This is a genomic window from Vibrio mediterranei, assembly GCF_013364395.1.
Lineage (GTDB): Bacteria > Pseudomonadota > Gammaproteobacteria > Enterobacterales > Vibrionaceae > Vibrio > Vibrio mediterranei.
This window is the reverse complement of record NZ_JABXGK010000001.1, coordinates 2,669,140-2,689,901: the sequence shown is the minus strand read 5'-3', so window position 1 is coordinate 2,689,901 and position 20,762 is coordinate 2,669,140. Positions and strand designations below refer to the sequence as shown.

General features: G+C 44.1%; 21 protein-coding genes. 18 read left to right on the top strand and 3 right to left on the bottom strand.

The features are described 5' to 3' along the window. Positions 1 to 88: 88 nt before the first annotated feature. The 12 genes from HOP38_RS12515 to HOP38_RS12460 all read left to right on the top strand — a co-directional run bounded on the left by HOP38_RS12515 (position 89) and on the right by HOP38_RS12460 (position 11,502). Positions 89 to 1,429 (top strand): Na(+)-translocating NADH-quinone reductase subunit A, encoded by a 1,341-nt coding sequence (locus HOP38_RS12515; RefSeq protein ID WP_006075187.1) that lies wholly within the window; start codon positions 89 to 91, stop codon positions 1,427 to 1,429. Between the two features lie 3 nt (positions 1,430 to 1,432). Continuing rightward, entirely contained in the window at positions 1,433 to 2,674 is a 1,242-nt protein-coding gene (locus HOP38_RS12510; RefSeq protein ID WP_006075186.1) for an NADH:ubiquinone reductase (Na(+)-transporting) subunit B, read from the top strand. Further along, positions 2,664 to 3,446, top strand: coding sequence for a Na(+)-translocating NADH-quinone reductase subunit C (locus tag HOP38_RS12505; RefSeq protein WP_198558172.1), 783 nt, complete (start codon positions 2,664 to 2,666; stop codon positions 3,444 to 3,446). Before HOP38_RS12510 ends, HOP38_RS12505 begins: the two co-directional genes overlap by 11 nt. Continuing rightward, positions 3,446 to 4,078, top strand: coding sequence for an NADH:ubiquinone reductase (Na(+)-transporting) subunit D (locus HOP38_RS12500; protein ID WP_006075183.1), 633 nt, complete (start codon positions 3,446 to 3,448; stop codon positions 4,076 to 4,078). The genes HOP38_RS12505 and HOP38_RS12500 overlap by 1 nt, the downstream gene beginning before the upstream one ends. A gap of 7 nt (positions 4,079 to 4,085) precedes the next feature. Continuing rightward, positions 4,086 to 4,682: an NADH:ubiquinone reductase (Na(+)-transporting) subunit E gene (nqrE, locus tag HOP38_RS12495; RefSeq protein ID WP_006075182.1), complete on the top strand. Its 597-nt coding sequence runs from the start codon at positions 4,086 to 4,088 to the stop codon at positions 4,680 to 4,682. A gap of 17 nt (positions 4,683 to 4,699) precedes the next feature. After that, the gene (gene nqrF / locus HOP38_RS12490) at positions 4,700 to 5,923 is read left to right on the top strand and encodes an NADH:ubiquinone reductase (Na(+)-transporting) subunit F (protein ID WP_006075181.1); all 1,224 of its coding nucleotides are present in this window, start codon (positions 4,700 to 4,702) and stop codon (positions 5,921 to 5,923) included. Between the two features lie 162 nt (positions 5,924 to 6,085). Continuing rightward, positions 6,086 to 7,111, top strand: coding sequence for an FAD:protein FMN transferase (locus HOP38_RS12485; protein WP_198558171.1), 1,026 nt, complete (start codon positions 6,086 to 6,088; stop codon positions 7,109 to 7,111). Between the two features lie 12 nt (positions 7,112 to 7,123). Further along, complete coding sequence (nqrM, locus tag HOP38_RS12480) at positions 7,124 to 7,357, top strand: (Na+)-NQR maturation NqrM (protein WP_006075179.1); 234 nt, start codon at positions 7,124 to 7,126, stop codon at positions 7,355 to 7,357. Between the two features lie 148 nt (positions 7,358 to 7,505). Further along, positions 7,506 to 8,576 carry a DNA polymerase IV gene (dinB, locus tag HOP38_RS12475; RefSeq protein WP_198558170.1) on the top strand — a complete coding sequence of 357 codons (1,071 nt, stop codon included), beginning with the start codon at positions 7,506 to 7,508 and terminating at the stop codon, positions 8,574 to 8,576. 39 nt (positions 8,577 to 8,615) lie between these two features. After that, a complete protein-coding gene (locus HOP38_RS12470; RefSeq protein WP_171390857.1) occupies positions 8,616 to 9,092 on the top strand; it encodes a GreA/GreB family elongation factor in 477 nt (158 codons plus the stop codon). Between the two features lie 21 nt (positions 9,093 to 9,113). Beyond that, a complete protein-coding gene (locus HOP38_RS12465) occupies positions 9,114 to 9,881 on the top strand; it encodes a YggN family protein (protein WP_198558169.1) in 768 nt (255 codons plus the stop codon). Positions 9,882 to 10,140: 259 nt separating this feature from the next. Continuing rightward, positions 10,141 to 11,502 carry a sodium-dependent transporter gene (locus HOP38_RS12460; RefSeq protein ID WP_198558283.1) on the top strand — a complete coding sequence of 454 codons (1,362 nt, stop codon included), beginning with the start codon at positions 10,141 to 10,143 and terminating at the stop codon, positions 11,500 to 11,502. 76 nt (positions 11,503 to 11,578) lie between these two features. Here HOP38_RS12460 and HOP38_RS12455 read toward each other — a convergent pair whose 3' ends face one another. The 3 genes from HOP38_RS12455 to HOP38_RS12445 all read right to left on the bottom strand — a co-directional run bounded on the left by HOP38_RS12455 (position 11,579) and on the right by HOP38_RS12445 (position 13,596). Continuing rightward, positions 11,579 to 11,770 carry a DUF4250 domain-containing protein gene (locus HOP38_RS12455; RefSeq protein ID WP_198558168.1) on the bottom strand — a complete coding sequence of 64 codons (192 nt, stop codon included), beginning with the start codon at positions 11,768 to 11,770 and terminating at the stop codon, positions 11,579 to 11,581. 10 nt (positions 11,771 to 11,780) lie between these two features. Further along, positions 11,781 to 11,987, bottom strand: a complete 207-nt coding sequence (locus tag HOP38_RS12450; protein ID WP_006075713.1) for a YaeP family protein — start codon at positions 11,985 to 11,987, stop codon at positions 11,781 to 11,783. A gap of 139 nt (positions 11,988 to 12,126) precedes the next feature. Further along, the gene (locus HOP38_RS12445) at positions 12,127 to 13,596 is read right to left on the bottom strand and encodes an aminoacyl-histidine dipeptidase (protein WP_088876084.1); all 1,470 of its coding nucleotides are present in this window, start codon (positions 13,594 to 13,596) and stop codon (positions 12,127 to 12,129) included. Between the two features lie 893 nt (positions 13,597 to 14,489). Here HOP38_RS12445 and HOP38_RS12440 point away from each other — a divergent pair. The 6 genes from HOP38_RS12440 (at position 14,490) to HOP38_RS12415 (ending at position 20,677) form a co-directional block, all read left to right on the top strand. Next, complete coding sequence (locus HOP38_RS12440; protein WP_031494607.1) at positions 14,490 to 15,782, top strand: NCS2 family permease; 1,293 nt, start codon at positions 14,490 to 14,492, stop codon at positions 15,780 to 15,782. A 31-nt stretch (positions 15,783 to 15,813) separates the two neighbouring features. Further along, positions 15,814 to 16,278: a xanthine phosphoribosyltransferase gene (gpt, locus tag HOP38_RS12435; RefSeq protein ID WP_038229262.1), complete on the top strand. Its 465-nt coding sequence runs from the start codon at positions 15,814 to 15,816 to the stop codon at positions 16,276 to 16,278. A 91-nt stretch (positions 16,279 to 16,369) separates the two neighbouring features. Next, the gene (gene frsA, locus HOP38_RS12430; RefSeq protein ID WP_124940143.1) at positions 16,370 to 17,617 is read left to right on the top strand and encodes an esterase FrsA; all 1,248 of its coding nucleotides are present in this window, start codon (positions 16,370 to 16,372) and stop codon (positions 17,615 to 17,617) included. 129 nt (positions 17,618 to 17,746) lie between these two features. Next, positions 17,747 to 18,136 (top strand): sigma factor-binding protein Crl, encoded by a 390-nt coding sequence (gene crl, locus HOP38_RS12425; RefSeq protein ID WP_006075710.1) that lies wholly within the window; start codon positions 17,747 to 17,749, stop codon positions 18,134 to 18,136. A 136-nt stretch (positions 18,137 to 18,272) separates the two neighbouring features. Then, positions 18,273 to 19,409, top strand: coding sequence for a glutamate 5-kinase (gene proB, locus HOP38_RS12420; RefSeq protein ID WP_082795499.1), 1,137 nt, complete (start codon positions 18,273 to 18,275; stop codon positions 19,407 to 19,409). Positions 19,410 to 19,426: 17 nt separating this feature from the next. Then, positions 19,427 to 20,677 carry a glutamate-5-semialdehyde dehydrogenase gene (locus HOP38_RS12415; RefSeq protein ID WP_198558167.1) on the top strand — a complete coding sequence of 417 codons (1,251 nt, stop codon included), beginning with the start codon at positions 19,427 to 19,429 and terminating at the stop codon, positions 20,675 to 20,677. Positions 20,678 to 20,762 lie beyond the last annotated feature (85 nt).

Below are 20,762 nucleotides of genomic sequence, written 5' to 3'. Positions count from 1 at the left end.
TAAAACCAAGGTTAGACACTCAATGTCGTGTCTATATGTTACGCAATTTTAAAGAATCTTTTTCCCGATAAAAGTAGTGCAAGTGCGTATGATTACAATAAAGAAGGGCTTGGATCTTCCTATCGCAGGAACTCCATCCCAGGTGATTAATGATGGTAAGTCCATCACTAAAGTCGCCTTGCTTGGCGAAGAGTACGTGGGTATGCGTCCAACAATGCATGCTCGCGTGGGTGATGAAGTGAAAAAAGGTCAGGTTCTTTTTGAAGATAAAAAGAACCCTGGTGTTAAGTTCACTTCTCCAGCAAGCGGTAAGGTTATTGAAGTTAACCGTGGCGCGAAGCGTGTCCTACAATCTGTTGTGATTGAAGTGGCAGGTGACGAGCAAGTTACTTTCGATAGCTACACAGCTGACCAACTAGCAGGTCTTGATCGCGAAGTGATCAAAACTCAACTGGTTGAATCAGGTATGTGGACTGCGTTGCGTACTCGTCCGTTTAGCAAGGTACCGGCGATCGATTCAACGACTCAAGCGATTTTCGTAACTGCAATGGATACTAATCCACTTGCGGCTGAGCCTGAATTGGTTATCAATGAGCAAAAAGAAGCGTTCGTTGCAGGTCTTGATATTCTGTCTAAATTGACAGAAGGCAAAGTTTACGTCTGCAAAAAAGGAACGAGTCTACCTCGCTCAAATCAATCCAATGTCGAAGAGCATGTTTTCAATGGTCCACACCCAGCTGGTCTTGTTGGCACTCACATGCATTTCCTATATCCAGTTAGCGTGAATAACGTTGCTTGGAGCATTAATTATCAAGATGTGATTGCATTCGGTAAGCTCTTCACCACTGGCGAAATCTATACAGATCGTGTGATTTCACTTGCTGGTCCAGTAGTTAATAACCCTCGTTTAGTTAGAACTCAACTAGGTGCAAGCCTAGATGATGTCACTAACAACGAGCTGATGCCTGGTGAAGTACGAATCATTTCTGGTTCAGTACTGTCTGGTACTCAAGCTTCTGGTCCACACGCTTATCTAGGTCGTTACCATCAACAAGTGTCTGTATTGCGCGAAGGTCGTGATAAAGAACTGTTTGGTTGGGCGACACCAGGTAAGAACAAGTTCTCAATTACTCGTTCATTCCTAGGTCACCTATTCAAAGGTCAGTTGTTCAACATGACAACTACGACTAACGGTAGTGATCGTGCAATGGTTCCAATCGGCAACTACGAGAAAGTAATGCCTCTAGATATGGAGCCAACGTTATTACTTCGTGATCTATGTGCAGGTGATCAGGACAGCGCTCAGCGTCTTGGTGCTCTTGAACTAGATGAAGAAGATTTGGCGCTATGCACCTTTGTTTGTCCAGGTAAGTACGAATATGGTCAACTCCTACGTGAGTGCCTAGACAATATTGAGAAGGAAGGGTAATCCATGCTTAAGAAATTCATCGAGGATATCGAGCATCATTTCGAACCAGGCGGCAAACATGAAAAGTGGTTTGCACTGTACGAAGCAGCGGCAACGCTATTCTACACGCCAGGTCTGGTCACGAAGCGCAGCTCGCATGTCCGTGATAGCGTTGACCTAAAACGCATCATGATCATGGTTTGGTTCGCAGTATTCCCAGCAATGTTCTGGGGTATGTACAACGCGGGTAACCAAGCAATTATGGCACTTAACCATCTTTACGCTGGCGCTGAGCTTGCGGGCGTTATCGATGGCAACTGGCACTACTGGCTAACCCAAGGTCTTGGCGGAACGCTAGGGACTGATGCGGGTTGGGGCAGCAAGATGCTACTTGGTGCAACTTACTTCCTACCAATCTACGCGACAGTATTCATTGTCGGTGGTTTCTGGGAAGTCTTGTTCTGTATGGTGCGCAAGCACGAAGTTAACGAAGGTTTCTTTGTAACTTCTATTCTGTTCGCACTGATTGTTCCACCAACTCTTCCTCTTTGGCAAGCTGCTCTAGGTATTACCTTCGGTGTTGTTGTTGCAAAAGAGATCTTTGGTGGTACAGGTCGTAACTTCCTTAACCCAGCTCTAGCTGGCCGTGCTTTCCTATTCTTTGCGTACCCAGCACAAATCTCGGGTGACGTGGTATGGGTTGCAGCAGATGGCTTCTCTGGCGCGACGGCTCTAAGCCAATGGGCACAAGGCGGCGAAGGCGCACTTATCAACAACATTACTGGCCAAACGATCACTTGGATGGACGCGTTTATTGGTAACATCCCTGGCTCAATTGGTGAAGTATCGACACTTGCACTTATGATCGGTGCAGCGATGATTGTTTACATGGGCATTGCTTCATGGCGCATTATCGCAGGTGTTATGGTTGGTATGGTTGCTGTGGCGACGCTATTCAACGTTGTTGGCTCAGATACTAATGCAATGTTTGCAATGCCTTGGCATTGGCACCTAGTGCTAGGTGGTTTTGCATTCGGTATGTTCTTTATGGCAACGGATCCTGTATCGGCTTCGTTCACTAATAAAGGTAAGTGGGCTTACGGTATTTTGATTGGCGCTATGTGTGTCATGATCCGTGTTGTGAACCCTGCATACCCAGAAGGTATGATGCTAGCAATTCTATTTGCTAACTTGTTCGCACCGCTATTCGACCACTTTGTGATCGAGAAGAACGTTAAACGGAGAGAAGCACGCTATGGCAAGTAATAACGATAGCATTAAAAAGACGCTGTTTGTTGTTATCGCGTTGAGCTTAGTGTGCTCAATCGTTGTATCGCTTGCAGCAGTTGGTCTGCGTGACAAGCAAAGAGCGAACGCGTTACTAGACAAACAGTCAAAAATTATCGAAGTCGCTGGCATTAAAGAGAATGGCACAGTCGCTGAACTTTATAGTCAGTACATCGAACCTCGTCTTGTGAACTTTGATACTGGTGAGTTTGTTGATACAGCTCCAGATGGTAGCGATGCAAACAACTACGATCAGCGTAAAGCGGCGAAAGACCCTTCGGAGTCAATTCGCCTAACAGCTGAACAAGACCAAGCAAAAATCATTCGTCGTGCTAACGTAGGTACTGTTTATCTAGTTAAGCAAAATGGCAAAGTGAGCAGCATTATCCTACCAGTACATGGTACGGGTTTATGGTCTATGATGTACGCGTTCGTGGCAGTTCAGACAGATGGTAATACTGTGAACGGTATTACATATTACGAGCAAGGTGAAACTCCAGGATTGGGTGGTGAGATTGAGAACCCGTCTTGGCGTGCACAGTTTGTTGGTAAGAAACTGTTTGATGAAAACTTCAAGCCAGCGATCGAAATCGTAAAAGGTGGCGCACCTGAAGGCTCTGAACACGGTGTTGACGGTCTATCTGGCGCAACACTGACAGGTAACGGCGTTCAAGGTACGTTTGACTTCTGGTTGGGTGATATGGGCTTTGGTCCATTCCTAGCAAAAGTTCGTGACGGAGGTCTGAACTAATGTCTAGTGCTAAAGATGTGAAAAAGAGCCTGATGGCACCGGTGTTGGATAACAACCCGATTGCACTTCAAGTTCTAGGTGTGTGTTCTGCTCTAGCAGTAACCACTAAGTTAGAGACAGCATTTGTAATGACTTTAGCAGTAATTTTCGTTACTGCACTGTCTAACTTCTTTGTATCTCTGATTCGAAACCATATTCCAAATAGCGTACGTATCATCGTTCAGATGGCGATCATCGCATCATTGGTAATCGTGGTAGACCAAATTTTGAAAGCGTATCTTTACGATATATCTAAACAGCTTTCAGTTTTCGTTGGCCTTATCATTACCAACTGTATTGTAATGGGTCGTGCGGAAGCATTCGCTATGAAGTCTGAGCCAATCCCATCATTAATCGACGGTATTGGTAACGGTCTTGGCTATGGCTTCGTTCTAATCACTGTTGGCTTCTTCCGTGAACTATTTGGTTCAGGCAAGCTGTTCGGTATGGAAGTTCTACCGCTGGTAAGCAACGGTGGTTGGTATCAACCTAACGGTATGATGCTTCTAGCGCCTTCAGCGTTCTTCCTTATCGGCTTCCTGATCTGGGTAATTCGTATTATTAAGCCAGAACAAGTAGAAGCGAAGGAGTAACGGCGTCATGGAACATTATATTAGCTTATTAGTTAAGTCGATTTTCATCGAAAACTTGGCGCTTTCTTTCTTCTTGGGTATGTGTACATTCCTAGCGGTTTCAAAGAAAGTTAAAACTTCTTTCGGTCTTGGTGTCGCAGTAATCGTTGTACTTACAGTCGCAGTACCTGTAAACAACCTACTGTATAACCTAGTTCTAAAAGAAAATGCGCTAGTTGCAGGTGTCGACCTTAGCTTTTTGAACTTTATTACCTTTATCGGTGTAATCGCAGCACTAGTACAAATCCTGGAGATGGTACTAGACCGCTTCTTCCCACCTTTGTATAACGCACTAGGTATCTTCCTACCGCTAATCACGGTGAACTGTGCAATCTTTGGTGGCGTATCATTTATGGTACAGCGTGATTACAACTTTGCTGAATCAGTCGTTTACGGCTTTGGTTCTGGTGTGGGTTGGATGCTAGCTATCGTTGCGCTAGCGGGTATCCGTGAGAAGATGAAGTACTCTGATGTACCTCCTGGTCTTCGTGGTCTTGGTATCACGTTCATCACAGTAGGTCTGATGGCACTAGGCTTCATGTCTTTCTCTGGTGTTCAACTGTAAGGTATAAGGAATAGTCAATGGACATTATTCTTGGTGTAGTGATGTTTACGCTGATTGTTCTAGCCCTAGTTTTAGTGATTTTGTTCGCTAAATCTAAGCTAGTACCAACAGGCGACATCACGATCTCTGTAAACGGCGATCCTGAGAAGGCAATCGTAACTCAACCAGGCGGTAAGCTTCTGGGTGCTCTAGCTGGTGCTGGCGTATTCGTGTCTTCTGCTTGTGGTGGTGGTGGCTCTTGTGGTCAGTGCCGCGTGAAAGTGAAAACTGGTGGTGGCGACATTCTGCCTACTGAGCTTGACCATATTACTAAAGGTGAAGCACGTGAAGGTGAGCGTCTAGCATGTCAGGTTAACATGAAGACGGACATGGACATCGAGCTTCCAGAAGAAATCTTCGGTGTTAAGAAGTGGGAATGTAGTGTTATTTCAAACGATAACAAAGCAACCTTCATCAAAGAGCTTAAGCTTCAGATTCCAGATGGCGAATCAGTACCTTTCCGTGCTGGTGGTTATATCCAGATCGAAGCACCTGCTCACCATGTTAAGTACTCTGACTTCGACGTACCTGAAGAGTATCGTGAAGACTGGGACAAGTTTAACTTGTTCCGCTATGAGTCAGTGGTTAATGAAGAATGCATCCGTGCATACTCAATGGCTAACTACCCAGAAGAAGAAGGCATTATTATGCTAAACGTGCGTATCGCTACGCCGCCGCCTAATAATCCTGATGTACCACCGGGTATCATGTCATCGTTCATCTGGTCACTTAAAGAAGGTGACAAGTGTACGATTTCAGGTCCGTTCGGTGAGTTCTTCGCGAAAGAAACAGACAACGAAATGGTATTCATCGGTGGCGGTGCTGGTATGGCTCCAATGCGCTCGCACATCTTTGACCAACTTAAGCGTCTGAAGTCTAAGCGTAAGATGTCTTTCTGGTATGGTGCTCGTTCTGTACGTGAAATGTTCTATGTAGAAGATTTCGACGGCCTACAGGCTGAGAACGATAACTTCCAGTGGCACGTTGCTCTATCTGACCCAATGCCAGAAGATAACTGGGATGGTTACACAGGCTTCATCCACAACGTAATCTATGAGAACTACCTCAAAGATCACGAAGCACCAGAAGATTGTGAATACTACATGTGTGGTCCACCAATGATGAATGCGGCTGTTATCGGCATGCTGAAAGATCTTGGTGTAGAAGATGAAAACATTCTTCTAGATGACTTCGGTGGTTAATCTTCGTTGAAGCATCGACATGGCTGGCTCATGTGAGTCAGCCATTTGTATTTTCAGGGACAACACATTTCCTGTTTCTAAGTTTCTGAAACTATTCACGTTTGTCTAGAAATTTATTTTTTGGGCAAACGTAAATACTTTTGAAAGTAGGTGAGTAAAGGTATGTTTCATCTAGCTAAACATCTTAAGCTAATTTTGGTTGTATTGTTTGCGACTGTAATTTTGTCGGGTTGCGGTAATCAGCGTGAGCAGGTTCATTTGAGTGGACCAACAATGGGCACAATCTACAATGTTAAGTACATTGTGACTGATACGTCCCCTAAACCGGAAGTCATTCAAGCTGAAATCAATCGATTACTTGAAGAAGTAAACGATCAGATGTCGACGTATCGTCAAGACTCTGAACTGAGTCGCTTCAATCGTTACTATGGTACGGAACCATTCCCTGTTTCACGACAAACCGCTATCGTAGTTAACGAAGCTATTCGTTTGAATGAAGTGACACAAGGCGCACTTGATGTGACAGTAGGTCCGTTGGTTAACTTGTGGGGTTTTGGACCAGAAGCTCGTCCAGAAGTAGTCCCGAGTGATGAAGAACTGGCGTCTCGTAAGGCGCAAACTGGCATCAAGCATTTGTCTGCAACCGATACAACGTTAAGAAAAGACCTTCGTAGTCTGTATGTAGATCTATCTACTATTGCAAAAGGTTGGGGCGTTGATGTTTTAGCTAACTACCTTGAAAGTATCGGTATTCAAGATTACATGGTTGAAGTGGGTGGTGAAATGCGTCTGAAAGGGATTAATCGTGACAGCGTGAAATGGCGTATTGCGATTGAAAAGCCAACCGTAGACGAGCGCAATGTACAAGAAATTATTGAACCTGGAGATATGGCGATTGCCACGTCAGGTGACTATCGTAACTACTTTGAGAAGGATGGTGTGCGCTATTCTCACATCATTGATCCTTCGACAGGTAAGCCGATTCATAATAAAGTGGTGTCGGTGACGATTTTGGATAAGTCATCCATGACAGCGGATGGACTTGCGACAGGACTGATGGTTTTGGGTGAAGAGAAAGCACTAGAGATCGCTGATCAAAACAATATCCCAGCCTTTATCATAGTTAAAACAGAAGACGGTTTTGAAGAGTTTGCATCAGAAGCGTTTAAACCTTATCTGAACAAGTAATAGGTCAATCACATGAATACATTTTTAATTACGTTTGGTGTTTTCTTAGCGGTTATTGCTGCCATGTCGATTGGCTATATTATCCAGAAGAAAGTAGTAAAAGGTAGCTGCGGTGGACTAGGTGCCGTAGGTATTGACAAAGTTTGTAACTGCCCAGAACCATGTGACGCACGTAAGAAGCGTGAAGCACGTGAGCAAGCGCGTGCTGAGAAGCTAGCAGCGTGGGAAAAGGACCGTATTGCGTAAGCGTTCAATCTGGTTTGCTGCGGTTTTGATAATTGCGTCAACCTTAATACTTTATGAAAGACCAGAGTAATGCTCTGGTCTTTTTGTTTTGATTACCTGAAAACTCGTCGTATAATTAAACTGTATAAATAAACAGTTGTGAGTGGCGGTGTCTGACAAAATACGAAAATTCATCCATGTTGATATGGATTGCTTCTACGCCGCAGTGGAAATGCGAGATAATCCTCACTATCGCGGTAAGGCACTAGCGGTTGGTGGCAGCGAGCGCCAGAGAGGCGTAATAAGCACATGCAATTATGAAGCTCGAAAGTTTGGGGTTCGTTCAGCTATGCCAACTGCACAAGCGCTTAAGCTTTGTCCCAATTTGTTGCTAGTCCCTGGACGTATGCAGATTTATAAAGAGACCTCAATTAAGATTCGAGAGATATTCTCTCGTTATACTTCGTTGATTGAGCCACTGTCTCTGGACGAAGCTTATTTAGACGTTACCGATTCTCCACACTGTCAAAACTCTGCAACTCTGATTGCGGAAGCGATTCGCAAAGACATCTGGGATGAATTACAACTCACGGCTTCAGCAGGCGTCGCACCATTGAAGTTTCTCGCCAAAATCGCTTCAGACATGAATAAGCCAAATGGTCAGTTTGTGATTCCACCCGATAAAGTACAACAGGTTGTTGATGATCTCGAACTTGGTAAGATACCTGGAGTGGGAAAGGTCAGCCTTGAGAAACTTAACAAAGCAGGTCTTTTTACTTGTTTAGACGTTCGTAATAGTGATTACCGAGAGCTGATCGTACGGTTTGGCCGCCTTGGCGCTTCTCTGTGGAAAAAGAGTCACGGAATTGATGAGCGGGAAGTGGTCGTTGAGCGAGAGCGTAAGTCTATTGGTGTTGAAAGGACGTTTAGTACTAATATTTCCTCCTTTGAACAATGTTGGCAAATAATAGAAGAGAAGTTGTATCCAGAACTGGATATGCGGCTTAATAAATCTCAGCCTAAACGTAATGTTATCAAGCAAGGCATCAAAGTGAAGTTTGCTGACTTTAAACTAACGACCATCGAGCATGTCCACAATAGATTGGATTTAGCATATTTTAAAGACCTGCTGCGAGAGGTGTTAGAGCGTCAACAAGGCCGCGAGATTCGTTTGTTAGGATTAAGCGTTATGTTGGAGCCCATAGAGCAAGCTCGCCAACTAACGATGTTTGAAGATTAACCGTTACATTGTTAACTAGTAATTGTAGTAAGGAGCTCAATGGACAAGCAAGCGCTGCTAGACGACGTGATCGATCAACTGGAACAGAACGTTGTGATGTTAACTTCCGCGATGGAGAAAACGGTTGACGCCGCTACCAATGAAGAAACAGTGCCAGAGCATAAATATGATACCTTGGCTTTAGAAGCGTCATACCTTGCTCACGGGCAAGCGGTGAGGTTGGAGCAAGTAAAAAGCGATATCGCATTACTTCGCAAAATGGTATTGAATCCATTCTCGTCACTAGACAATGTTAGACTTACCACCGTGGTAGAGATAGAAGATGAAGACGAAGTAGTGTCGCGATTTTTCGTACTACCATGTGCTGGCGGCCTGACCATTGAAGAGCCGACAATCAAGGTAGTCACACCACATTCTCCTTTAGGTAGGGCCCTAATTGGTAAGTCTATTGATGATGAGGTTGTGGTTAGTATTGGAGAGAAACTGACGCATTATGCTATTATTCACTTATATTAAGCGTATGCTATAGGGTAATTTATGAAGATACACAATAGAGTGTTCAGTCGTAGTCTATTATTAAGCACCTTACTAGCCTCGGGTCATGCTTTGGCTGTGGGTCAGTGTGGTGTCGATATCAAGAATGAAGTTCACCTTGATGGCGAGCAGGTAGAAATTGTAAAGACCCCCGCTTCTAAAGTACTTATTGATCAAGACAATAACTTATTCATCAATGGGAAAGCGATAGAGCTGACTCAGTTGCAAAAAGAAGCACTTGAAAGTTATCGCGAAAACATGAATAAGTACGTGCCTAAAGCGAAGGAGCTTGCGGAAAACGGGCTCGAACTTACCAATGAACTTATCGACGATGTTGCAGAGAGTTTTGACAACTCAGAAGCGTTCCAAAACGTAAAACAAGCCGTTGCCGAGTTTTTTGCTGATGTGGAATCTCGATATGAAAATAATGGCGAGTTTGTTCTACAATCTGAAGCCTTTAGCTCCTTTATGGACAATTGGGAACAAGATGTCGCTAAAGCGAAAGAAGTTTTTAATAAAGAATTCTTTAGTAGTGCGTTTACTGCTCTTCAAGAGAAAATGAGTGAAGAGGGAGGCTTGAATTTGACTGAACTATCGAAGCAGATGGACGAGCTCAAAACTCGTATGTCAGAAACCATGAAGGTACAGTCTGAATCGTTGAAGCAACAAGCAGAAGATTACTGCGATTCTCTCAATGATGTTGCTGAACAAGAGCAAGATCTTCAAAAGAAAATCCCAGAGTTAAAGGACTATCAAGTCTTTACTATTTAACTTTGTTATTACTGTAAGTTATCTATGAGCTCCGCTAGTGCTTAAAAAGTAATAGCGGAGTTTTTTGTATTAGGATGTTGGGTTTTAGTGTTGCATCTCTTGGTAATTGTAAATTAAGTTGCTTTTTTTTTGCTGTAACGAAAAACTTACTATTAATACTGATGTTTATATTAGAGTATTTAACTAAATAACATTGCTCTCGTCGCATTTTTATCATACTGTACCAGCAAACTAGTACGGTATGATATTCGCAGTGGACATTTCTAATTCTTCTTCAGCTCCAAGGGAGCATTTTGGTTCTCGACTTGGCTTTATACTGGCTGCAGCTGGTGCAGCTGTTGGTCTCGGCAACATCTGGGGATTCCCAACTCAAGCTGCAAGTAATGGCGGTGGGGCATTTTTGTTGGTTTATTTGGTGATGATTTCGGTGGTCGCCTTTCCTATGTTGGTTGTGGAAATGGCGATTGGTCGTCATGGTCAAGCCAACCCAGTGGATAGTATGAAGTCACTAACCACTAATGCTCTAGGTAAACGAGCGGGCGGCCTCGTTGGCTGGATTGGCCTTTCTGTGCCATGCGCAGTACTAGCATTTTATTCCATTGTTGGTGGCTGGCTGATTTGCTTCTTGTTTGGGGCGTTAGCAGATATTGCAGGCTTAACGAGTCTTGCCGACTGGTTCAAGGGTTTTAGTGTCGAACGCAACGTGTTCGGTACCATTGTCTTCTACCTTCTCACTGTTCTTATCGTTCAAGGTGGTGTTAAACAGGGGATCGAGAAATGGTCAACCCGATTAATGCCTTCACTCTTCATTCTATTTGCGTTGTTATTCGTTTATATCATGATGCAACAAGGAGCGATGGAAGGACTCAAGCATTACCTAATCCCTGATTTCGAAAAAGTTTGGGACAGGAAATTAATTCTTGCTGCCATGGGACAGGGTTTTTTCTCATTAACGATAGGTGGCTGTTCAATGCTGATTTATGGCTCTTACCTTTCAAAAAAAGAGAACCTGCCGAAGATGGCGATGAACGTCACGTTAGTAGATACAGCGGTGGCATTTATCGCTGGTTTGGTGGTGATGCCAGCGATGTTTGTTGCTATGCAGAAAGGGGTACAAATCTATGCTGAAGACGGTTCATTATTGAGCTCCGACACGCTTGTTTTTACCGTGCTGCCATTGATGTTTGAATCTCTTGGTTTATTGGGTTTAGTGTTTTCTGTTGTTTTCTTCTTGTTGCTTACAATTGCAGCGCTAACGTCTTCTATTTCGATGCTTGAATGTCCGGTAGCGTTAGTAGATGAACGCTTCAAGACTGGCCGTAAGAAAACCAGTTGGGTACTGGGCGCATTAATCGCTCTATTTAGTGTCTATATTGTGTTTAATTTTGCAGAGCTATTTGGCCTAGTAGCAATGGTAGCAACGCAATATTTACAACCAGTCGCAGCACTGCTGTTCTGCTTATTTGGTGGTTGGGTCTGGAGCCGAGCTGGTAAGATAAAAGAGCTTGAACAAGGCTGTCCAGACTTTCAGCTTGGCTGGTTTGGCAAGGTATGGCCTTTCTACGTGAAATTTGTCTGCCCAATCTTAGTGATTACGGTTATTTGGGCATCGTTTGGCTAAGACAAACAGTATGAGATCAGTAAAAAAGCTCTGCATTTGCAGAGCTTTTTTACAAAGAAAACGTCGTGTCTACGTCTTATCGAAATTGACCAGCCTCGGGAAGAAAATCAAACCCAGCACTTGCTAGTTTCTCAATTAATGCCGACTTACTGATATCGAAGAAGTTAGCAAGTTTGTCGAGATCGCCAGCAAAATCGTCCCGTAGCTTCATATTAACAATACTCATCAGCATGACAGGGTCCATACTCTCAAAGTTCGCTAGATTCATAGTGTGCTCTCTACTTATCTTCAAAATCGGAAATGAGTAAATTGGCCGCGGCAAAAGCTGCCTTTTCACGTGTTTCCAAAGGTAAGGATTCGTCCGCTGCAATGTCGTTTAACGCACGTACTGCACAAGAAATAGCCTGAGGGATATAACCTTGGTCACCACTACCAATTTGGGCGTAGATTTCTCTTACTAAGTCACAACAACCGTAAACTTGCATATCAATGATCTCTGTAAATGATAACTTGTCTCAATATACACAGAGGTAACGGAAAAAACAAAACTGCCTTTTGATATGAAACAAAAAAGCCGATGTTATGGTTAAACATCGGCTTGATCATGGCGATTAAAGCAGCGAATTATGCTTTAGCAGGAATAGCTTCTAATAGCGCAACCATTTGGTTCCAGAACAGTTCAACGGTATCGATTTTCACTTTCTCATCTGGCGAATGAGGGAACTTGATCGTTGGGCCAAACGAGACCATATCCATGCTAGGGTATGGTTCTTTGAACAGACCACACTCTAAGCCCGCGTGAATGACCATAATGTTTGGTTTGTGACCATAGATACCTTCATACATGTCACGGAAGATAGCCATGATTTCTGATTCTGGATCAGGCTTCCAACCAGGATATGCGCCTGAGCATTGGATAGTAGCGCCAGCTAGCTCTGCGATAGAGGCTAGCATGCCTTCAACTTGTGAACGCCCAGAGTCAATTAAAGAGCGAATCAAACAAAGTACTTCTACTTTATCTGTTTGAGTGGTGATAACGCCAACGTTTAACGAGGTTTCTACCACGCCTTCAATATCATCACTCATGCGAATCACGCCATTTGGACAAGCGTTTAGTGCTGCAATGAAGCGAGTTTGAGATTCTGTCGCAAATACATCAGCTAAGTCAGCTGCATCGTTAAAGGTAACAATATCGGTTTCGATAGCGCCAAGCTCAGATTTCAGCAGTTCAGTATAGAAGCTGTATAATTCGTCCAGCTTTGCTAGATTCGTTTCTGGCAGTGCAAGGGTGACAAAACCTTCACGTGGGATGGCATTACGTAAGCTACCGCCACGGAACTCAATAAGACGTGCGTCTAACTCTTGAGCATGACCAGCAAGGAAGCGAGCCAGCAGCTTGTTAGCATTGCCGCGACCAGTATGGATATCACACCCGGAGTGTCCGCCTTTAAGACCTTTTAATGTCAGCTGACGCGCCACATAACCTTCAGGAGCTGCTTCACGATTTACCTCGAAAGTAATTGCTGCGTCGATACCGCCAGCACAGCCCATGTAGACTTCACCTTCTTGCTCTGAATCCGTGTTAAGTAGGATGTCACCTTCCAGCCAACCTGCTTCAAGACCAAACGCGCCAGTCATACCAGCTTCTTCGTCGATAGTCAGCAATACCTCTAGAGGACCGTGTTTGATGTCATTAGAAGCAAGTACAGCTAAACATGTTGCCATACCAATACCGTTATCAGCACCCAATGTTGTGCCTTTTGCGGTTACCCATTCGCCATCGATGTAAGGTTGAATTGGGTCAACGGTAAAGTCATGATCAGTATCTTCGTTCTTTTGCGGTACCATATCGATGTGCGCTTGAAGCACAACACCTTTCTTGTGCTCCATTCCTGCGGTAGCAGGCTTCTTAATGAAGACGTTGCCAGTTTTGTCACGTTTTACTTCAAGACCTTGCTCCTTTGCCCAGCCGACAATGTACTCTGCAAGAGCTTCTTCATGCTTAGATGGGTGAGGGATAGAGCAGATTTTATCGAAAAATTGCCAGACAGGTGCTGGTGACAACTTACTGATTTCAGAATGGAATTCAGACACGGAACTCTCCTTTTGACGGGCTTTGCTAGATAGTTGTTCCTCAGATGCCCCTTATTTTGAAGGGAACGTCTGGTTTTCTAGCTTATTTAAGATAAAGCAAAGGATATCATTAGTTGTAAATAGGTAGTAGTCAAACCTGAAGTATCTTGTAGAAACGATGGTAAAGCTTAGTTACCAGACTTAAATGAGTCTAGGTGCATATTTGATAGTGTTGTTTTTGTAATTTAATTACAGTTTTAGGTAATAAATTAGTCACTAATAAAATAATTGTGACTTAGATCGCTTTTGTGCTTGTAATAAAAATCCGATATGGTATTCTTTTGAACAGTTGAGAGACTCAACGATACTGCTCACGGAAAGAGCCCGATTTATCGCCTCCAAGGAACCGAGATTCAAAGCAATTAATGCACAATGATGTTTTGTTAGAAGGTGATGTTTATGAAAGGTTTAGCAAGCGCGATGTTTTGGACAACTCAAAACGTATACACAAAAGACTTCGCGTACAATGTCTACTTTGGTAGATAGTGAACGATTTATACCCCTATATTTAGAATTTTTCGTTGGTTATATACCCCAATTGATGACCAAATTATTCTACCGCCACTCAACTGAGTGGCGTTTTTTTTGCCTTTTATCTCCCCAAACTACCGTCTTAATCTCAAAAAACGTTCAAATAGTGAACGAACGGTAAATAGCCTGACTACACTGAATTCTATTGGCGATTGAGTAACTACATCAAATTGTTAGTTATTGTTACCGAATAGGTTTCATATCAACTTAAAATTATTTGGTTTAGAGTCAAAATTCTAGGTGGAATTTGCGTTTTGATAACCTTATAATTCGCGCCAATCGTTTACGCAACCGTTTACTTTTTACATTTTAGGGATTCGATTATGCTCGAAAGGCTGTTTAAACTCAGTGAACATGGCACCAATGTGCGCACTGAGATCATCGCAGGTTTAACAACCTTCCTGACGATGGCTTACATTATTTTTGTTAACCCAGCAATTCTAGCTGATGCCGGCATGGATCGCGGCGCAGTATTCGTTGCTACCTGTCTTGCGGCTGCTATTGGCTGTTTCATCATGGGCTTCGTAGCTAACTATCCAATCGCACAGGCTCCTGGTATGGGGCTGAATGCGTTCTTTACCTACGCGGTTGTGCTAGGTATGGGTTACACATGGCAAGTGGCTCTAGCGGCAGTATTTTGCTCAGGTGTCTTGTTCATCCTTTTGAGTGTGTTCAAAATTCGTGAGTGGATCATTAACTCCATTCCAATGTCGCTTAGAACCGGTATTTCTGCGGGTATTGGTCTATTTTTGGCACTTATCGCGCTGAAAAACGCGGGTATTGTTGTCGATAACCCAGCAACACTGGTTTCGCTTGGTCATATCACGTCACTGCCAGCAACTCTCGCTGCAGTTGGTTTCTTTCTGACTATTGCACTTGTACACCGTGGTGTAAAAGGTGCAGTAATGATCGCTATCTTGGCGGTAACCGGTCTTGGTCTTATTTTTGGTGACGTGCAGTGGGGCGGTATCATGTCTGCTCCACCAAGCATTGCGCCTACCTTCATGCAATTAGATTTCTCAGCTGTGTTTGAGATCGGCATGATTTCAGTGGTATTTGCTTTCTTATTCGTCGACTTGTTTGACACTGCCGGTACGCTGGTTGGCGTTGCTCAAAAAGCAGATTTAATCGGCAAAGATGGCAAAATCCCACGTTTGAACAAAGCGCTTCTAGCGGATTCAACAGCGACATCAGTAGGTGCACTACTGGGTACGTCAAACACAACCTCATATGTAGAGAGTACAGCAGGTGTGGCTGCTGGCGGTCGTACAGGTCTGACTGCAGTTGTTGTTGGCATTTTGTTTGTACTTGCTTTATTCTTCTCGCCTTTGGCGGGTATGATCCCAGCTTACGCAACTGCAGGTGCTCTGTTTTACGTGGCAATTCTTATGATGTCTGGTCTAGTTGGTATCGACTGGAGAGACATTACAGAAGCTGCGCCGGTTGTTGTAACTTGCTTGCTGATGCCTTTTACATTCTCTATTGCAGAAGGTATCTCGTTAGGTTTCATTGCTTACGCGGCGATCAAAGCATTGAGTGGTAAAGGACGTGACGTTTCTCTAAGTGTATGGGTAATGTCGGCAATCTTTATCATGAAGTACATTTTGGCTGCATAACGCACGAACACGTTTTAATTAGGTTTTTACTATGGCTAACAAATTCATCATCACATGGGACAATATGCACGCATATTGCCGTCAACTTGCTGAGCGTCAAATGCCAGCAGAACAGTGGAAAGGCATTCTAGGCGTAAGCCGTGGTGGTCTGGTTCCTGCTGCAATTCTGGCTCGTGAGCTAGGTATTCGTTACGTAGATACGGTATGTATCTCTAGCTACGATCACGATCATCAGCGTGACATGACAGTGCTAAAAGCACCTGAGCATGATGGTGAAGGTTATCTAATCGTTGATGACTTAGTAGACAGTGGCGACACTGCTCGTAAGATCCGCGAGATGTACCCTAAAGCTAAATTTGTAACAGTATGTGCGAAACCTGCGGGTGTTGAGCTTGTTGATGAATACATCGTTGACATCGCTCAGGACTGTTGGATTGAGCAGCCATGGGATATGGTGCTGTCTTACGTTGAGCCAATCAACCGTAAACAAAAATAAATACATCAATCTGTATTTGCGAAAAATGACCCTTTATTGGGTCATTTTTTTTATTACTATATAGGACAAAGTTCCATTAGAAGGCTATGACATGTCTGAAGAAACCAGCAAGAATATCTCTGAGACGTTGTTCGAGAAAAACAAACAGGCAAAAGAAACCTCCCGTCTGATTAGATATATGCCGAGTAGCGATAAGCTGCTTGAGGAGCGCAGAGCGGAGAGCCCCACCTCTTGGTACCGAAACCTACTACGGTTGCAATGGGTTTGGCAGGGTATTGATCCTATCGAACAGGAAAGTGTGTTAGCGACCATTGCCTCATCAAAACATTCTCGTACGGTTGACGAGTGGCTGGATACCGTAATGGGCTATCACGGTGGCAACTGGAACTATGAGTGGACGAAGCTTGGTATGTTGCATCAAAAGCGTGCTAATGATGTGACCGGGGATGACTCGGCCGAAGAGTTATTTAAAGCCTCACTTTGTTTTAGCATTGCAGGTTACCCTCATCTAAAGAACGACAATCTTGCGTTACAGGCGCAGGTGCTGGCGAATACGGCTTACAATGAGGCAGCAAAACGCACTAGTCACATTATTAAGCAAATTGAGGTTCCTTATAAGAACAAACGTATTATTGCCAATCTGCATCTAGTTAGCACAGACAAACCACAACCTGTTGTTATAGTGAGTGCTGGCCTCGACTCCTTACAAACAGACATGTGGCGTTTGTTCCGCGATTATCTTGCGCCCGCAGGTATCGCGATGTTAACCGTCGATATGCCTTCTATCGGTCACAGCTCTCATTGGCCCCTAACGGAAGACACGTCTTGCTTACACCAAGCTGTGCTAAACGAGCTACCAAATATCCCATGGGTCGATCATTTCAAAGTAGGTCTATTAGGTTTCCGTTTTGGTGGCAACGCGATGGTTAGGTTGTCTTTCCTTGAACCCAATAAGATTAAAGGCTGTGTATCACTTGGCGCACCTATCCATGACTTGCTGACGAGTCCAAAGAAAATCCAGAACATGCCTAAGATGTATTTGGATATGCTGGGCTCTCGATTAGGCAAAGATGCTATTGATATCAATAGTTTGTCAGGGCAGCTAATGGCTTGGTCACTCAAGATACAAGGCTTCCTCAGTGCTCGTCGCACGAAAGTGCCGATCTTAGCAATGAGCCTAGAAGGCGATATGGTTTCACCACATTCAGACAACCGCTTGGTAGCCATGTTCAGTGATTACGGCAAGGCAAAACAAATACCTGCGAAAGGTATTGCTAAAGGATATGAGCAATCACTCGAAATGGCGATTAAGTGGTTGGAGGACGAACTTTGGAGGTGACATTTGTGGTAAATTAGTTAAATATGAAATAAGCGTGTAATCAAATATATGATAAAACAATAAATATCTCGGAAAATTTAACGCTATTTCAATTCAATAACTAATTTTACTTATAAATGGAGTTTCCCCATGTCAGAAGCGGCTAAAAACCCTACGCATTATCGTTTGCTCACTGCTCTAAAAGCGATTGGTCCTTATCTTAGAGAGCCTCTATGCAAAGAAGGGTTTTATCACTTTGATTGCCTTTCCGTTTGTGTTGATGATACTAAGTCTCCAGAAGATAGAGAGTTTTGGGGTTGGTGGGTTGATTTGAGCCTAGTTGATGAGCAATTTGAAGCAACGTATCAGATTGGTCGCTATAACCAAGTAGGTGAGTGGGTCCTAGAGTCGGCTCCGGAATCAGCAACTCAAGAGATTACTCGAACACAAGAAGTGTTCCATGAAAAGTTGGTTTCTGCGCTTCAAGAAAAGTTCTCGTTGGATGTAGCAATACATGATGACTCTGTAGAGTTCGTGTAACGTTTACAAAGCCTCAATGTCTCGATTGGGGCTTTTTTTTGCTGCTTTTCCAATCCTCTCACTTTTTACTTGTATAAATGATGTTTGATTGCTAAAACATCACTCCTTATTTAACTTTCGTGTCCAACAAACAGAGATGACAACTGATATTAATCGTCAAGCTACAGACAAAAAAACTGTAGTGGTGAAGTTAGGAACAAGCGTTCTTACAGGTGGTTCCCTAGCGCTAAACAAAGCGCATATGGTCGAGCTCGTTAGACAATGTGCTGAGCTGAAAAAGCTTGGTCATTCTGTGGTTATGGTATCTTCTGGTGCTATTGCCGCAGGCAGAGAGCACCTAGGATACCCCGCACTTCCCAATTCAATGGCGAGTAAGCAGCTATTAGCGGCTGTGGGACAAAGTCAGTTGATTCAAGTTTGGGAGTCGCTATTTGCGATTTACGGACTTAAAATCGGTCAAATGCTGCTAACACGCGCAGATCTTGAGGATCGTGAGCGATTCTTGAATGCACGTGACACCATCAATGCGCTAGTGGAAAACGACATTATTCCGGTTGTAAATGAGAATGATGCGGTTGCGACTAGCGAGATTAAAGTTGGTGATAACGATAACCTGTCAGCATTGGTGGGTATCTTGTGTGGTGCAGACAAACTGCTGCTGTTAACCGATCAGCGTGGCCTGTTTACCGCCGATCCTCGCAAGGATCCTAATGCGGAACTTATTCGCGAAGTCACTACGATTGATGAAACGCTTCGTAAGATTGCTGGCGGCAGTGGAACGACATTGGGCACAGGCGGTATGGCAACCAAACTTCAGGCAGCGGATATTGCACGTCGTGCCGGTATTGAAGTTATTATCGCTGCTGGTAGTGCTGAGAACGTGGTGTTTGATTCGTTGTCAGATGAGCCCCAAGGTACACGCTTCCTACCACTTCCAGAAGCACTAGAGAATCGTAAACGTTGGATTCTTGCTGGCCCGGCAGCAACGGGTAACATTGTCATCGATGCGGGGGCAGTCAATGCTGTGATTGGCAAAGGCAGCAGTTTACTCGCAAAAGGTGTTGTTAAAGTTTCAGGCCGCTTCGCTCGAGGTGAAGTGGTGCGTGTGACAACCAAAGACGGAGCACTGGTTGCAAAAGGAATTTGTGGCTACTCCGATACTGACCTAGCGAAAATTGCAGGTAAACACAGTAAAGAAATCGGTGAGACTCTAGGCTATGACTATGGTGCTGAAGTCATTCACCGCGACGATATGGTTGTCATTCAAGATTAAGAATAAAGGGATAAGTAATGGATATGATTAAACTCGGTCAGAATGCCAAGCAAGCAAGCTTCTCTCTGGCTACTGCATCGACTGCTCAAAAAAACAATGCGCTACAGATCATTGCTGATGAGCTAGAAGCGAATGCTGACGTAATCTTAGCGGCAAACGCTAAAGACATTGAACTTGGCCGTCAAGCAGGGCTTACCGAAGCACTTTTGGACCGTTTGCTGTTAAACGAGCAGCGCTTGAAAGGCATTGCTGATGACGTGCGCAATGTGATCACCTTGTCAGATCCTGTTGGCAGTGAAATTGACAGCAAAATCCTTGAGAACGGCATGAGTCTGTCTCGTCGTCGCGTGCCACTTGGTGTAGTAGGTGTTATCTATGAAGCGCGTCCAAACGTAACCATCGATATTGCGGCGCTCTGCCTAAAAACAGGTAACGCAAGCATTCTGCGTGGCGGTAAAGAGACGTTTTACTCCAATATGGAACTGGTGAAAGTCATTCAATTGGCGTTAGATAAAGCGGGCTTACCAGCTGCTTCGGTTCAGTATATTGAAAAGCCAGATCGTGAGCTTGTATCACAACTGCTTAAGTTGGATGATTATGTCGATATGATCATTCCTCGTGGTGGTGCCGGTTTACACAAAATGTGTAAAGAGAACAGTAATATACCAGTAATCATTGGCGGCTTTGGTATCAGTCATATTTTCGTTGATGAGTCTGCTGACCTAGTACGTTCTTTAGATGTGGTTGAAAACTCTAAAGTTCAGCGTCCATCTGCGTGTAATGCATTGGACACCCTACTAGTGCATGAGAAGGTAGCGGCGGAGTTCTTATCGATGCTTGCCGAGCGTCTCAAAGGTAAAGTGAGCCTAGTCGCTGAGCCAAAGGCGGAGGCTATTCTAGCTGGCGCTGCAGATTTAAGAAGTGCAGGCGAAGGCGATTTTGATACTGAGTGGTTGAGTTTTACGCTAGGTGTGAAAGTGGTTGCGGATGTGGAAGAAGCGATTCACCATATGCGAATACATAATGCCAGTCACTCCGACGCTATTATGACTAACAGCTTGGTGAACTCAGAAAAGTTCATCAACTCAGCAGGTTCGGCAGCGGTTTATGTTAACGCATCTACGCGTTTTACCGATGGAGCGCAGTTTGGCTTAGGTGCTGAAGTTGCCGTGTCTACTCAGAAGCTTCATGCTCGTGGTCCAATGGGCTTAGAAGAACTAACCAGCTACAAGTGGGTTGGAAAGGCTGATTACTTGCCACGTGCGTAATTAATCACAAGCATTATGAATTGAAAAAGTCAGAGCCATAAGCTCTGACTTTTTTGTTTGTGCGCTTCTGTTTGCACCGACGACT